Raw genomic sequence first — 15,310 nt, forward strand, 5'->3', positions numbered from 1 at the left:
GCGTTTTAAGGGATGAGTGAATGGTACAGAAGACTTTAGGTTATCAAATTGGGTTAAAGCGTATCGTTGCGATACCCTTTTTATTGGTTTTATTTATTTGCCTTGCGATTTATACCTTAGTCGACTTGACCCAAACGGTACAATATGAAATCAAACAGGCCAGTAAGATTAATTATCTACTTGCCCAGTCTACTGCAAGTAATCCTAACGGTGTGACAACCGCTAGCATTGACACACTATTAAGCGAGATGCCGCAGTACGAAAGCATTTTGTTTTTTCCATTTGATCAGCAGCAGCATCCGACCACCCGTCCGATTAAAGCTACTGAAGTGCTTTTTGAGCGCTATTACGGATTGAGCGAACCTGTTAAAATCAATTTGTTAAAATTAACGCCCAATCAAAGAAACACTAAAGTAAACCAGCTAATTGGCTATAGTAATCTTACCCTTGACCTACAAACCATTCGCCAGCAGTGGTTTTGGCAACATTTGCCGTTAGTACTGGTATTATCATTTATTGCGCTGTTCAATTTGTGGTTTGTGTTGCAAAAGGTGCAAAATTTAACCCATCGCTTACCAAAACTTGAAAATTTAAGCCATCACATTTTGCAAGATGAATTTTTAGCGGCAGAGGCGTATAAGCTGCCAAAAAGTAATGAGGCTTGGGTATTTGAAAAAGCCTTGGTGTATTTGCTCAACAAGCACAAGGCGCAAATTGCCCAAATCAACACCCTGCGCCAAGAAAACAATGACCTTGAAGAAACCCAAATTAAGCAGCTTGAGCACAATTCAAAATTTGAAAATATTTTGATTCATGAGTTCAAATCCTCTGTAAGTCGTATCGAATCGGGTCTACAGCTATTACACAATCAATATATCAGCGCTGAGCAAAAAGATGCCGTTGAAATTATTACTTTGGGCAAAGATGATTTAAATGCTAAGCTTGATCAAATCATCCAAATTAACCGTATTGATAAAGGGCAAACAGGCGTCAGCGCCTACCAATTTAGTCCAACGGGGTTAATCACCCAAATTGTCAATGATTATCAGCCTCTGGCTGCCGAGAAAAATATCACGTTAAAGGCAAAGCCCTATCATGCCGACTATGTCCTAGAAGGCGATGTTCAAAAAATCACCCTAATTATTAATTCATTGCTAGAAAACGCGATTAAATTTACCGATAAAGGCAGCATAACAATCACCTCGCAGTTGCAACATTTACAAACGCAAGTACGGTGGACGCTGCAGATTGAAGACACCGGCATAGGCATTGCAAAGGAATATTTAGAGCTAATTTTTGAACCTTTTTTCCAAATTAATCCTGAAGTAAAACATTCCTCATCAACTAATTCTGCAGGATTATTTTTGGTGAAAAAACTCTTAGCACTGATGAAAGGCAGCATCACAGTTACTAGCGAACCTGATGTGGGTAGCAATTTTCAGGTATCGTTATTGCTAAAAGATTGGAAACACAACTATGAACGCAATTTATTGCTAAATAAACATATTGTCGTTTGGTATCACTATGAGGATTTATTCGAAACGGCCAAACGCATGGAAAATGCGGGTGCTAAAGTTGAGACGTTTACCAGTAGCGAACTTCTTGAAGATTATTTGTTATTTCATACGGTGGATGCGCTATTTATCTCGCGAAATATCGATTATCAAGCGATGTTAGACTTCGTCAGCAAATTTCGTGAGCGTGAAAATAAAGCCAGGGTCACCATTATCTGCGTTTATGACACCAAAGCGTTAAATCCGCATACCATTGAATTACTAAAAATAGCTGGGGTGGATTATTTTGTCAAAAAAGAAGTCATAGACGAGCGACTCGATCAATATATCAAAGAGTTGTCCAATATATTGAGTTAAATTTTGAGTTAAAAAAACCCTTCGTTTCATTTGAAGGGTTTTTTTTGTGATTTTTCTTTGTAATTTAGAATAAACCTTTAAAGAACAGTACGATGTGTTGCCACATACGTTTAAAAATTCCAGCTTCTTGAACTTGGGTTTCCGCGACCAATGGGACAGACGCCACAGGTTTGCCATTGAGCATAGCCACCAGTTTACCCACTTCTTGACCTTGCGCTAACGGCGCTTTAACATCGGCTGGCAAATTGACCACAGTACTGATTTTTTCTTGATCCAGTTTTGGCACTAGTACTTGTAAATTGCCTTTGCTGACGACGTTGACTTTATCGACAGCACCGAAGTTGACTGGCACGCTGCCGTAGCTTTTTTGGGCAGGGGCGGCAATTTTAGTAGCAAAGTTACTAAATCCCCAGTTGAGTAAGTTGCGCGATTGGTCTGCGCGCTCTTGAGCGCTTTTAGTACCCATAATCACTGAAATCAGACGCATATCACCGCGTTTACTCGATGCTACTAGGCAGTAACCTGCTTCGTCGGTATGTCCTGTTTTTAGGCCGTCTACCGTTGGATCAGTGAACAACAGCGCATTGCGGTTGCCCTGGGTGATGCCGTTATAAGTAAATTGTTTTTGGCTATAGATGGGATAATACTTTTTGCTGTTTTTAATAATGGCTTGAGCGAGTTTCGCCAAATCTTCGGCAGATGCTTGATGGCCTTCTTGTGGCATACCGGTCGCATTCATAAAATGGGTATGGGTCATGCCAATTTTTTTGGCTTCTTCATTCATCAAATCTGCAAACGTGGTTTCGCTACCGCCAATGTGCTGTGCCATCGCTTTTGACGCATCATTACCCGATTGGATAATGATACCTTTTAACATATCAATCACAGGGGCGGTTGTGTTAACAGGAACATACATACAAGACTCTTCACTTGAGCCTTTACACCACGCTTCAGGAGTCATGAGGATGGGTTCGTTTTCTTTTAATGCCCCTGATAGCAGCCGCTGCTCAATGATATAACTGGTCATCATCTTGGTCAATGATGCGGGTGGGAATGGCTGCGCGGCATTTTTTTGAGCCAATACCGTACCCGTATCATAATCAATTAGGATAAAAGCAGAATTGTCTAGTTCAGGCTGTTGTATGGCGGCATTTGCCTGTACAGTTGTGGCAAAAAAACTGGCGGCGACAAAAGTGCCGACCATCAGACGTTGGGTATATTGCGGTATTACGATTGCTTTCATCTCACTCACTCTTGGCTCAAATCAAATGCGACCTGTTTGCTTGGACGCTTGGTAAAACAAATTGCCTATATTAGCAAAAAAAATCATGATTCAACACTATATTCGGTCTAAAAATCAACGATTTATCATAATTGACTTCCTCCCCTCCCTAAAGTGAGGGGATTCCTTCTACAAGACGGTTAAGCCCAACCGCAAGAATGTTCTGACTGGCGTTAATATCTCTATCATGCCGTGTGCCACACGTTGCACAAGTCCATTCTCTTATTCGCAAACCTGCTCTACCTTTCGGACTACTGGACATATCGCCACAGCACGAGCAAGTTTGGGTAGTGTATTTCTCATTCACGATTTCAAAACGGCAACCTGCGTTCTCGCATTTGTAATTCAGTTGCCTTTTGAGTTCAAACCAACCTGCATCGTAAACCGATTTGGCTAGTTTGCCTTTTTTACTGTTAAATTGGGTAGTTCTAACGTCACCTACCACGATTAGGGCATTGTCTTTGACTAATTGAGTGGTGAATTTGTGGATTAGGTCTTGCCGTGTATGTTTGATTTTGGCATGGATCGCTTTGACACGCTGTTTGTTTTTGGCACGTTGGGCGGTGGCTAACGCTTTGGCATATTTGAGCGTTTGCTTGATTTGTAGTTTATCGCCATTTGAGGCGGTGGCACTGTCTTTTAAGCCTAAATCAATCCCAACGCTACCCATTCCGCAAGTAGTTTTAGGGTATTGTTTGACGGTAATACAGGCATACCAACGGTTACGGCTGTCTTGGACAATTTCCAGCGTGTTGATTTGATATAGGCTAAGGTTGTAGCTGTCCCATAGATCAATGACTAGCTTTTGCCCTTTGGCTAAAGATAGTTGTAAGGTAGATTTTAAGCCCTTTTTACCAGTTTGGTGTGTGGCAATGTGCTTAATGGCGGATTGTTTGAATGGTAGCCAACCTAAGTTTTTACGCTTTGATTTTGGGTTGTTGGTTCGCCATGATAATTTAGCTTTTTTGGATTGCTTACGGCTTTTGGTGTGGGTTTCATTGATGGCTTGAATAGTTTGAGAATGTAAACCAAGTAACTCACCGCTACCTTTGGTGTAGTCGTTTAGGTCATAAGCACTAAAGAATTTGCCAGTTTTTTGTAGGTGTCTGTAACTCAAATCATTGACATAATTCCACACGAAATTGACCGAACCGCTTAGGCGGTTTAATTGGTCTGCGTGTTTATCTCGTATGCGTAGCTTGAGTGTTTTCATGGGTTCAAGTATAATTAGATTTTTATATTCTATAGTTGGTCTAAATATATGTCAAACGATTTAAGACTTGGTAGGCACGTTGTTTACAATCTTCATGTGCATTTGGTCTTTGTGGCTAAATACCGCAAAAAAGTATTCACTAAAGAGATTTTAGACGACATGCAGGTTATCTTTGAGAAAGTTTGTTCAAAGTTTAAGGCGCAACTAGTAGAGTTTGACGGTGAAAGTGACCATGTGCATTTACTGGTGGTTTATCCGCCCAAAGTGGCTATTTCTAGTTTGGTGAATAGCTTGAAAGGCGTGTCTAGTCGGTTATTGCGTAAAAAAGAATATCCGTCTATTAAAGAGCAGTTATGGGGAGAAGCGTTGTGGTCGCCTAGTTATTTTGCAGGTAGTTGTGGCGGTGCTCCAATTGAAATTATACGCCAGTACATTGAACAGCAAAATACACCGCACTAAATACCATCTGTGTGTAAGCATGATTGCGGAGTTGCCTTATATCCACCGCCTGAAGTCGGTGGTTTTACGGCAACAGAGGATAAAACCCCCTAAATCAGTTAGGGGGTGGATAGCCTAGGTTGACTTAAATTATTAGTTACTGTTGGCAAGGTCTTTGCACAGTTCAAGATTCTCCGCTTTTGGATAACTGAGTGTCCATTGGCGAGTTTCATTCAAAATTTGCTTGTAATCTTGCTGAGAGGATAAGTACTGCACCGCTAAACGAGGATCGCTGATGGTCGGCATTAATTTTTTTAGCTCGACATTATAAGCAGCGTTAAACCCTGTTTGTTGCGATTTATTCAGCATGGGTGGGCAGATTTCTGATAACACTTGTAATACCGCCACTTCTTCTTTGGTAGTCGATAATTCTGACATATCGATTGCGATGGTATCGTTATTTTTATCTTCAGCGATACCACTCACGGTGACGCCCATTAACAACATGCCTATCATAGCTTGACTGATTTTGCCCAGTTTAATCATACGGTGTCCTAAGGTTATCTAAGTAAAATACAGCCCATATCATACTAAATAATCAAAAAAAATATAGCGAATAATCACGCTATATAGTCAGTATTTTGTGAACAAGTAAAATTTTTTGAAACAGTGTAGCAATATACGGCTAGGTAAAAACTTCGGCATCATCCATGTTACGGCCTAGTTTACACGGTCTAGTTTAATAGCTCAATCGTTTGAATTTGAAAAACACTATCGGCTATCTGGCTAAAATGAACATCGACATTCTGATAACGCATGACAAATGGGGTATTAAGCGCTTGCTGGCGATACGCAGGTCTGGGGTCTTGCGCAATGAGTTGTTCGATGGTTTGCCAATCTGTTTGCTTGAGCTGACTTTTTATTGCAATATTGGATAAATCCTGCAATAAATCGGGATGCCAATGCACCGACTTGATGACAGGTTTTTGGGCAGCATACCCAGCAATCGCATCATCGATACTATCGCTATAAGGCAAATATGGTTTGATATCAATGACTGGCGTGCCATCTACCATATCAGCGCCGATGATATGCAGCCTCAAGCCGTCCTCACTGTTTTCAATATGCGAAAATTTGACCACTGACAATCCAATATTTGCCGGTCGATACATACTTCGACTGGCAAAGACCCCTATCTTTTGGTTGCCACCAAGTCTAGGTGGGCGGACTGTTGGCTGAAAATTTGACTGATTGGTATTGATTCGATTTTGATGAAATTGCCATATAATCCAAAGATGACTAAATTGGGCAATACCTTCAAAAGCACTGAGCACATTGTAGGGCGGCAACATGCTGATAGTAGCGTTGATATCGACAAGATTGGGCTGGCGAGGTGTGCCAAACTTTTGCTTAAGTGGAGAGTTCACAATGCCGATAATCGGCAGGGTAATTTGTTGTGGTAACATAATGGGTCGTTAAAATATGATAATTTAAACTATGATTATGCCATTTTTTTACGCCCAAATTCGACTAATTCATCAAAAATTTGCTATCATATCGCCCCAGAATGTCAATATTAACCCGCTATTTTTATTCTTTATCCAGTTTTATTTTTATCTATGACCAATACAAGGTTGGGTGCTATGTCAAAATTTTATGAAGAAACCGTTACCTATGTGCATCATTGGAATGACACATTATTTACCCTAAAAACTACCCGTAATGCAGGTTTACGTTTTAGGAATGGTGAATTTGCCATGATTGGTCTGGAAGTCAATGGAAAACCTTTGATGCGTGCCTACTCTATTGCCAGCACCAACTATGATGAAGAGCTCGAATTTTATTCTATCAAAGTCCAAGATGGTCCTTTGACGTCTATTTTACAGCATATCAAAGTGGGTGATAAATTATTGGTGAGTAAAAAACCGACCGGCACCCTGGTGCTTGATGACCTAAACCCTGGCAAGCATTTGTATATGCTAGCAACGGGTACAGGCTTGGCACCATTTTTGTCACTTGCCCGTGACCCAGAAGTGTATGAGCGTTTTGAGAAAGTCATCGTGGTGCATGGCGTACGCTATGTGAGTGAGCTAGGCTACCGGGAGATGTTTGAAAAAGCCTTGTTTGAAGATGAGCTACTGGGTGAATACGTTAAAGATAAACTCATCTATTACCCCACGGTCACGCGTGAGCCGTTCCGCAATGAAGGGCGTATGACTGATTTGATGAAGTCTGGCAAGCTGTTTACTGATATCGGCTTACCACCCATCAATCCAAGCGATGACCGCGCGATGATTTGTGGTAGCCCATCTATGAATAAAGACGTAGCGGCCCTACTCGACGAATTTGGTCTGAAACCATCACCACGTATGGGTGGCACAGGCGATTATGTGGTTGAACGTGCCTTTGTCGAACAGTAAAAGTTGAGCAGTAATTTGAATTAAAAAAAGAGCCATTTGGCTCTTTTTTATTAATTACCTTAAAACGTATACTCCACCATTAAATTACCACCCGCATCTTTATCATCACTGATGCTGTCTTTTTTACCCCAAATACCCAGTTTTACCGAGGTTTTGTCATTGTATTTATGTTTCCAATCCGCTTCGACAATATCCAAGTCCTGCTTGGTTGCAAAGGCAGCATTAATCACTTGATTAGATTGATTGACTTTGGCGTTGGCGTATTTTAACCCGAGCTGGTTGTTAGCGTTAATATTACCTGATAGCCCCACACTAATGATTTCACCATCCCCACCAATCGGATGACCTAGCGGCAAGCCCTTTTGATAATAACCATCTTTATAAATGCTATGGGTGTAAATAGTATTGGTTTTATCCAAATCATAATAAGTATTCGCCCATTCTGCATGCCACAACCAAGGTTGCTGCAACAGCGGGATCGTACCTTTTAAACCTGCCAAATACGCCTTTTTACTTGGCAAACCCCCTGCTTCATCTTCCCCAATGAATTCACCATAGACACTCACCGGCAGGTTTACCAACGGTTTTAAATTTAGCTGTGCATCGATGCCTGCGATTTGGTTTGAAGGATCTTCATCTTCGCCGCCATTATCATATTTACCGATTAAAGCCTTACCTAAAGACTTTAGGCTTTCGGACTTATTATCGCCACCCCACATCAAGGAACGCGAAGCGCCGATTTGAAACGCTTCATGCGGTTGAAAACTCGCCCGCATGCCAATCAATTTAGTGTGAGGCTCTGCTTTATAGTCTTGTAATTGACCGGCAGTAATTTGGTAATTAAAATTACCCAGTTTCGATAATACAGGAAAATTAATGGGGCTATTATTGGCGCGCTGCATTAAAAAGCCCGTGACAGGTCTAGCTGCATCACTGCGAATTAAACTGCCATCAACGCCGTTGCCCCACCATACAGGAATACTACCAAAGGCAAGGCGATGATTGCCTAATTTGGTACCGATGTAGCTGCCATCAAGATTAGATAACTTGCTAGGCTCATCATCTTCGACATTTAAGGTGCCTTGAATTTTGTAATCAATGTTCTCCCCTGCATGACTATGAGAAATACTAACACCCAAAGGCGTCACTGTATTGCCTTCTGTATTAAATCCGCTAAATACCGCGCGCTCGTCACCATTCACGTTGCTCACTATTTGTAGCTTGGATACATCGTTGGCTTCAAGCTTTTGTTTAACTTGATTCAGTAACATTTTGTCACTGTTTGATTTGGGCTGTGCTTGACTCAAGGCTGTCTGTATGGCTTCTGAACTAATCGGCCAGGTTGATATATCAACATTTACAACGCCATTGATTTTTAAAATCTCAAGTGTTTGGCGTAGCTCACTATCAATTTGAATTAATTGACCTGCCTGACTTAATTGCGAAAGTCCAAGTAGTACACCCAATGAGAGATATTTAACCGTTTTATTTGTCATATGAGACTCGCAGTTTATGTATTGGCATTGAATAGAGTGGTTAGTACATCAACCGTGGTAGTCGCAATCGTTTGCATTTCAGTTACTGTCAATGTCGGGTGTATTAAAAACATCAAGCTTGTTTCCCCTAATTCTTTAGCAACTGTCAATCGCGCGTTAGGACGTGATGGATGATTGTCAAATGCTTTTTCTAAATAAATTTCTGAACAAGAGCCAGAGAAACAAGGAATTTTTTTCTCATTAAGCGCATTTAAAATACTATCTCGATTGATATTCTCTGGCAAGTTTTCTGGTCTGACATATACATAATATTTATAATACGCATGGACAGAATCGCCACCCATGACTTGGTGAAATTCTATATCTGGTATGCGTAAAAACTGTTGCTCACCTGCAAATTGTGTTAGAGCATCACGCAAAATCTTGGCGTTTTGTGTACGAATCTTGGTCCACTCGGCCATTTTTTTAAGCTGAATACGACCAATCACTGCTTGCATTTCCATCATGCGCCAATTGGTGCCAAAGCTGTCATGTAACCAGCGAAACCCCGGTGGATGTTGTTTATGATAAATGCTATCGTAGTTTTTACCATGGTCTTTATACTCCCACATTTTTTGCCATAAGGCTTTGTCATTGGTCGTGACCATGCCACCTTCGCCGCCTGTGGTCATGATTTTATCTTGACAAAAACTCCAAGCACCAATGTGACCAATACTGCCCACTGGTCTACCTTTGTACTTGGCGCCATGCGCTTGGGCACAGTCTTCGATGACCCATAGGTTATGCTGCTTGGCAAGTGCCATAATCTCATCCATATCGCAAGGCCAGCCAGCTAAATGCACGCAAATAATGGCTTTGGTTTTATCCGTGATTTTTGGTGCAATTGTCGTGGCAGAAATATTACCCGTATTGTTATCTACATCTGCAAACACCGGTATTGCGCCAGCATTGACAACGGTTGACACACTGGCGATAAAACTACGTGGCGTGACAATCACTTCGTCACCCTCGCCAATACACATGGCTTGTAACGCAACATCGAGTGCCAATGTGCCATTTGACAGCGCCACTGCGTAGTCTGTCCCTGCCCATGCGGCAAATTCTTTTTCAAACTCTCGACATTCTGTGCCCGTCCAGTAGTTAACTTTATTGGACAGTAAGACTTGCGAGACGGCATCGGCTTCTTCTTGGGTAAAGCTAGGCCAGGGTGAAAATTGGGTGTTTAGCATTTATTTACCTCTTATTAATTTAATCTTTTTTTGAAAAAATATTTTCGATTTCTTGCCAACTTGAAACTCGAATATCAGGTAAAAACTCATTAGGCAATGAAAAATCTTGTTTATGTATATTATTACCTTGGTCATTTAAACATATAGTTAACCAACCCATCATATTTGGAGTAACAAAGTCTTTCTTAGTGTTGTCAGCTATATAGCAATAACTTTCACAATCCAATAGTTGTTTAACCTTGTCAAAGTTTGCTGGACTGGGTTTCTCGCTGCCTATTTCTTCTGAAATAATAATCGTATCGATATATAAATCGAGTCCAAGCGATTTAATTTTGTTACGTTGGGTTGTTGATCGACCATCTGTGATAATTGCAAATCTAAAATCATCTCTAAACTTTTTTAGAAAACATTCCACATGTGGGTAAAGTTTAATATGGGGAAAATGAGCTCGATACCAGGTTAAAAGTTGCGATTTATCAACATTATATGTTTTTCCAACATAATCGAAAACATTTTCATTTTTAAAATATTTTTCTAACATTAAGAAATATAATGTTTTATCAATTGGTGCAATTTTTTCCGAGATAAATTGATAGGCTGATTTAAGATAGTCAATTTCTGGATACAGGGTATCATCCAAATCAAATACTATTGCATTATTTTTTGAAGTCATGCACTAATACCTCAGCATCATACCGTAGCATTAATAAATCTTGCTCCCATGATTTATATACTTCAATCTGCTTATCAAGTAAATATTCTTCTAATACCCACTTACTATAATTTGCTCCAGATAAATAGGTAAGCGGATAACCACCACCAAATCTTGGATTTATTTCTATACCTTTAATGATTCGCTGCTCTTTATGCAAAAATACTTGAATAGTCAAGCAACCCCTTGCACCCTTTAATTGAGCAATATTATTAAAAAAATGCTCTACGATGAAATTGTTACGAGTAGCAGCTTTATTAACTTCTCCTGCTCTTACAACAAGGCGTTGCCGTGGTACTACACATTTTAAAATTGAATTTTTATCATAGTAACAATCAACCGTGAATTCATCAAATTCATCGTTTGAGATAAGCTCCATATACATAAGCTTTTCATTTTGGCGATGTTCTTGTGTAATATCATCCTGGCTATCTGCGATAAAGATTCCTTTACTTAAACTTCCATCACAGGGTTTTACAAATACAGGAAACTCCAAATTATTAAGCGTATATTGCTTCGGCACTGCAATATTATGGTCTTGAAACAATTGATTGGTTAATCGTTTATTTCTACATTTCTGAATCAGTTCATGGTCACTAACGAGAGCAGTAATATTATGCGATTTAAATTTTTCTGCATTTTCGCTTAGCATTAAAAGTTCGGTGTCTATAGTCGGAATAATAAGTTTAATATTGTTTTCTTCACAAATCTTTATTATTTCATCAATATAGTTTTCGGCTGTGACTCGTGGTACTTTAAAATAACCATCGGAAATATGACAAGCAGGTGCAAGAGTGGGATTTAAATCGGTGGTAAATACCTTAGCATCGGGATAAATTTTTTTTAGTTCATTTCGTAACGACTTAACTAAAGATACGCGTTGTCCTGCTGATGTGATTAAAATATTTTCCATGTGAAATCACTTAATAATTTTCAATTTATTATTAACAAATTGTAATGGGTAAAAAAGGAATTTATGGTTAAATATGCAAATAAGCATTTTTTGAGTCTTACTATTATAGCCGTCAAAACTCTTTATAGGATATGCTTTAGAGGCGTTCTTAAGTTTATTAGATACACTCTTTAAGTCTTCTTGTGTTCGAAGTGAACGCACTAATGCAAAAAACATATAACTTTCTTGTCGTTCACTTAATCTTTTATAAGCTAAGTTGTAATTGTCATCATTTTTATCTAAGCTTTCTATAAGTTTATTAAAATCTTGGGCTGCTAAAAACATATCATCCCGTAATTTAGCTTGTCTTTGTCTATTTTTGGTATTAACTGTCGAATTAGGGCTGTCGACATATTGATAGATGACATTTTCAACAATAATCCCATTTTCAACCGAAATAAGTAGTTGGGTAGTAAATAGACCATCCTCACATAATCTATTTGGAATGAAGTAAAAATTAGCAAATTTTTCTTTTTTATATATATACCACCAAGGGCCATTATTATAATTATGTTGGCTTAATAAATAGGCACCATTGCCCTTATACATGATATTAATTTTTCGTTCTGCTTTCTCAGTTCTTCTTTCACTTGTACGCTCCACTCTAAAGCCAACAAAATCATAATCATTTTCAAGAGCTAATTCTAATATACTACTGATACCATTTAATAATAAATAATCATCTGAATCAACGAAATATAAATAATATCCATTAGATTCATTGATGCCTTTATTTCTAGCGATACTTTGTCCATAATTTTCTTGTCTAAAAACACGAATATTAGGATATTTCATTTGTAAATCTAAACAGACCTGATATGAATTATCCTTTGAACCGTCATCTATCAATAATACTTCAAAATCTTTGATATCCAAACCCTGGTTAAAAATTGAATCTATGCAAAAAGTAAGATAATTTTCAACATTGTAAACTGGCACAATAATAGACAACAAGAGGTTATCGCTTTGCATTAATTAGCTCCTTGAAACTTTTCCATTGTGACATCCGTTGGGCTGTTGATATCATCTTTTCTTATCACTTTTTTAACGGTTTTTAGCAAGATTTTCATATCTAAAAAAAATGTTTGATGCTCAACATACCAGGTATCAAGCTTGAACTTATCTTCCCAACTTAAACTATTGCGACCATTAACCTGGGCATAACCTGTCACCCCTGGACGCACGTTATGACGCTTGGCTTGTTCAGCGCTATATAAAGGTAAATATTCCATGAGTAAAGGTCTAGGACCAACTAAACTCATATCCCCTTTTAATACATTCCACAATTCAGGTAATTCATCAAGGCTACTGGCACGCAGTTTTTTGCCAAAGTCAGTCAAACGCTCGCTATCTGGCAGCGCATTACCTTTTTTATCCGTCGCATCTTTCATGGTGCGAAATTTAATCATCTCAAACGGCCTGCCATGTAAACCTGGACGAGTTTGACGAAATAGCACAGGTGAGCCCAGTTCTTTTTTGACTTTATACGCCGTAATAGCGAGTACAGGCGATAGCACTACAAGGGCAGAAGTAGAAGCGGCGATATCAAAGGCACGTTTTAGCATTTACACTCCTAAAATTTTTAGTAGTCGCTCATTGACCTTGTGAGCATCAAATTTTTCTTGGGCTATTTTATAACTTTCTTCACCCATTACTTGAATTTGCTCTGGATTTTCGATGAAATGAACCATTTTCTCGGCTAAGGCCTGCGGATTCCACTTGGGTACAATAAAGCCATTTTTGCCATCTATCACAGTTTCACGACAACCTGGCACATCTGTGGTGATTACCGCTCGCCCCACTGCCATCGCCTCTTGGGTACTGCGTGGCACTCCCTCGCGATAGGATGGCAACACAAACACATCACCGTTGGTAATCCAATCCACGACATTCGCCACTTGCCCTGGATAATCAATCACTCCAGTCGCTACCAGCTCCTGCACTTGGTCAGCGTGTAACGCCCCTGGATTATCGGCATCTGTCCTACCAAGTACAGTAAATTTGGCGTTTGGATATCGCTGCTTGACAATTTTTGCAGCTTCAATAAAGTCGAAAATCCCCTTTTCCTTAAGCAAACGACCGATAAATAAAAAGTTAGTTTCATCGTTTTTTGGGTTAACAGGCTGATGTGGATAGTCCGATAATTTTAGTCCAATTCCACCCAATACCTCATAATGCCGAACGGGAATATTGTGTTTACACAATAGATCGCTAACATCATCAGGGTTAAGGAAAATAATTTTATCGGCGAATGGTAAAGCCAGTTTAAATAAAGCGACTTGTACTCGTTGTACGATTTTAGCTTTTTTTGAGTAGCCCTCTGGTTGCTCGGTAAAGGCAAAGCCTAAGCCTTCTATCATGGCGATTTTTTTAGGTACTTTGGCAAGTTTGGCAGCGAGCGTGCCATAGATGACAGGTTTAATAAAATAACTAAGGACGATATCGGGCTGAATTTTTTTGATTTTTTGATAGAGACTTATGGTGTTAGATAAATCTTCATAAGGATTAAGACCGCCACGACTAAGCTCGTAATGGGTAGGTATTGCCCCTAATTGGGCAATTTTAGCAAGCTCTACTTTATCACTGTCTGAGGTAAAGGCATACACGGTATAGCCTTTATTAACCAAAGATAGAATAAGGTCTTTTCTAAAGGTATAAAGACTGGATGCGATTGTGCCTAAAAGTATTATTTTCATAAGTAACCAAAAATATAAATAAATTTTAAAGAAGCAATAAATATAAATATAAATATAAACATTAAAAATAAATTTTTATACTTTCTTAAAATTGTATACGTTATTAGAGTATTTAAAAATAATGAGAAGAACCAACTGGGAAGACCATATCTATTGGAAAAACCCGCAAACCCAAAGGTATAATAGAAAATTGATAAAATCAAATATATATTTACCAAACTATCCAGCTTATTTTTAAGAAAAAATTTATTTACCGTATAATACAATAATCCTAAACTTATGGTGTAAATGTATAAATCTGGTTGAAAACCATATCTATATGAAAATACATCTTCTGTATAATATTTTATGTTTTTATACAATGGTAAATTTAATGTATCAGATATTAATTTAATTAATTCTTCATTTATACTTAAAAAGTAAAAAGCCGCTGAAATTATACTGATTATTAATATAGTCTTTGTTTTTAACTTAGTCAAAAATATAAAAGGGAGTAACAAAAAGTTAGAGTAGTGAAATAAACAGGAAGCTAAATATGTAGCAATAGCAGTTTTCTTTTTGTTAAAAAACATTAAGTCTAAAATTGCAATATATAGCAACGCTAATGCTAACCCTTGCCTTAATCCATTGGATGATGAAACCAAGTACCATGATGAAGTTAGAATAAATCCAAAAAAAACTATTAATAAATTTACAGCTTTATACTCGTAAAATCTAGCAATCTTAAATAAACTTATTATCAAAAATATATTTAAAATACAATTTAGAATAAAAAAGTATATAATATAGTCATTAGTAAAACTATGAATTAAGAAAGTAATTAAGTCAAAAATATATTCATATCTAAAATTACCGAAAGATATATTATAAAAATTTTCTTTATAAATCGAATTATCTTCTACTGCTTCAATATTTCTGTTAGCTACAACTAATGCTAAAAATCCATTAATGATAAATGCTAGATTTATAAATGAAAGGGTACTTTTCTTAATTAACATTGA

At 38.2% G+C, this 15,310-nt stretch carries 15 protein-coding genes; 3 read left to right on the plus strand and 12 right to left on the minus strand.

Annotated features, from left to right (window positions below; genetic code table 11):
• Positions 1-20: 20 nt before the first annotated feature.
• On the plus strand, positions 21-1,871 hold the full coding sequence (locus H9W84_RS06350; RefSeq protein ID WP_239742466.1) for a sensor histidine kinase: 1,851 nt from the start codon (positions 21-23) through the stop codon (positions 1,869-1,871).
• A 64-nt stretch (positions 1,872-1,935) separates the two neighbouring features.
• Here the strand turns inward: H9W84_RS06350 and H9W84_RS06355 are convergent, their stop codons facing one another.
• Together H9W84_RS06355 and H9W84_RS06360 are read right to left on the minus strand one after the other, a co-directional pair.
• Positions 1,936-3,075 (minus strand): D-alanyl-D-alanine carboxypeptidase family protein, encoded by a 1,140-nt coding sequence (locus H9W84_RS06355; protein ID WP_040403236.1) that lies wholly within the window; start codon positions 3,073-3,075, stop codon positions 1,936-1,938.
• A 187-nt stretch (positions 3,076-3,262) separates the two neighbouring features.
• On the minus strand, positions 3,263-4,366 hold the full coding sequence (locus tag H9W84_RS06360) for an RNA-guided endonuclease InsQ/TnpB family protein (protein ID WP_239742468.1): 1,104 nt from the start codon (positions 4,364-4,366) through the stop codon (positions 3,263-3,265).
• Positions 4,367-4,414: 48 nt separating this feature from the next.
• On the opposite strand from H9W84_RS06360, the gene tnpA reads away from it, so the two are divergent.
• Positions 4,415-4,825 (plus strand): IS200/IS605 family transposase, encoded by a 411-nt coding sequence (gene tnpA, locus H9W84_RS06365; RefSeq protein WP_239742470.1) that lies wholly within the window; start codon positions 4,415-4,417, stop codon positions 4,823-4,825.
• A 132-nt stretch (positions 4,826-4,957) separates the two neighbouring features.
• On the opposite strand, the gene H9W84_RS06370 is transcribed toward tnpA, so the two are convergent.
• Together H9W84_RS06370 and tsaA are read right to left on the minus strand one after the other, a co-directional pair.
• On the minus strand, positions 4,958-5,350 hold the full coding sequence (locus tag H9W84_RS06370; RefSeq protein ID WP_239742471.1) for an MCR_0457 family protein: 393 nt from the start codon (positions 5,348-5,350) through the stop codon (positions 4,958-4,960).
• A 188-nt stretch (positions 5,351-5,538) separates the two neighbouring features.
• Complete coding sequence (gene tsaA, locus H9W84_RS06375; RefSeq protein ID WP_239742473.1) at positions 5,539-6,270, minus strand: tRNA (N6-threonylcarbamoyladenosine(37)-N6)-methyltransferase TrmO; 732 nt, start codon at positions 6,268-6,270, stop codon at positions 5,539-5,541.
• Between the two features lie 177 nt (positions 6,271-6,447).
• Between tsaA and H9W84_RS06380 the strand changes: the two genes are divergently transcribed.
• Positions 6,448-7,224 (plus strand): ferredoxin--NADP reductase, encoded by a 777-nt coding sequence (locus H9W84_RS06380; RefSeq protein ID WP_062330698.1) that lies wholly within the window; start codon positions 6,448-6,450, stop codon positions 7,222-7,224.
• Between the two features lie 59 nt (positions 7,225-7,283).
• Here the strand turns inward: H9W84_RS06380 and H9W84_RS06385 are convergent, their stop codons facing one another.
• The 8 genes from H9W84_RS06385 to H9W84_RS06420 are packed head-to-tail and all read right to left on the minus strand — an operon-like array spanning position 7,284 to position 15,307.
• Positions 7,284-8,720, minus strand: coding sequence for a capsule assembly Wzi family protein (locus tag H9W84_RS06385; RefSeq protein ID WP_239742475.1), 1,437 nt, complete (start codon positions 8,718-8,720; stop codon positions 7,284-7,286).
• 14 nt (positions 8,721-8,734) lie between these two features.
• Positions 8,735-9,949 carry a DegT/DnrJ/EryC1/StrS family aminotransferase gene (locus H9W84_RS06390; protein ID WP_239742477.1) on the minus strand — a complete coding sequence of 405 codons (1,215 nt, stop codon included), beginning with the start codon at positions 9,947-9,949 and terminating at the stop codon, positions 8,735-8,737.
• Between the two features lie 19 nt (positions 9,950-9,968).
• Complete coding sequence (locus tag H9W84_RS06395; protein WP_239742479.1) at positions 9,969-10,622, minus strand: HAD family hydrolase; 654 nt, start codon at positions 10,620-10,622, stop codon at positions 9,969-9,971.
• The gene (locus H9W84_RS06400; RefSeq protein WP_239742481.1) at positions 10,606-11,574 is read right to left on the minus strand and encodes an ATP-grasp domain-containing protein; all 969 of its coding nucleotides are present in this window, start codon (positions 11,572-11,574) and stop codon (positions 10,606-10,608) included. Before H9W84_RS06400 ends, H9W84_RS06395 begins: the two co-directional genes overlap by 17 nt.
• 6 nt (positions 11,575-11,580) lie before the next feature.
• Positions 11,581-12,585 (minus strand): glycosyltransferase family 2 protein, encoded by a 1,005-nt coding sequence (locus H9W84_RS06405; protein ID WP_239742483.1) that lies wholly within the window; start codon positions 12,583-12,585, stop codon positions 11,581-11,583.
• Positions 12,585-13,178, minus strand: coding sequence for a sugar transferase (locus tag H9W84_RS06410; RefSeq protein WP_239742485.1), 594 nt, complete (start codon positions 13,176-13,178; stop codon positions 12,585-12,587). Before H9W84_RS06410 ends, H9W84_RS06405 begins: the two co-directional genes overlap by 1 nt.
• Positions 13,179-14,309: a glycosyltransferase family 4 protein gene (locus H9W84_RS06415; protein ID WP_239742487.1), complete on the minus strand. Its 1,131-nt coding sequence runs from the start codon at positions 14,307-14,309 to the stop codon at positions 13,179-13,181.
• Positions 14,306-15,307 (minus strand): EpsG family protein, encoded by a 1,002-nt coding sequence (locus tag H9W84_RS06420; RefSeq protein ID WP_239742489.1) that lies wholly within the window; start codon positions 15,305-15,307, stop codon positions 14,306-14,308. The genes H9W84_RS06415 and H9W84_RS06420 overlap by 4 nt, the downstream gene beginning before the upstream one ends.
• Between the last annotated feature and the right edge of the window lie 3 nt (positions 15,308-15,310).

This window comes from Moraxella tetraodonis (assembly GCF_022359095.1).
In the GTDB taxonomy this organism is placed as follows: Bacteria; Pseudomonadota; Gammaproteobacteria; order Pseudomonadales; family Moraxellaceae; genus Faucicola; species Faucicola tetraodonis.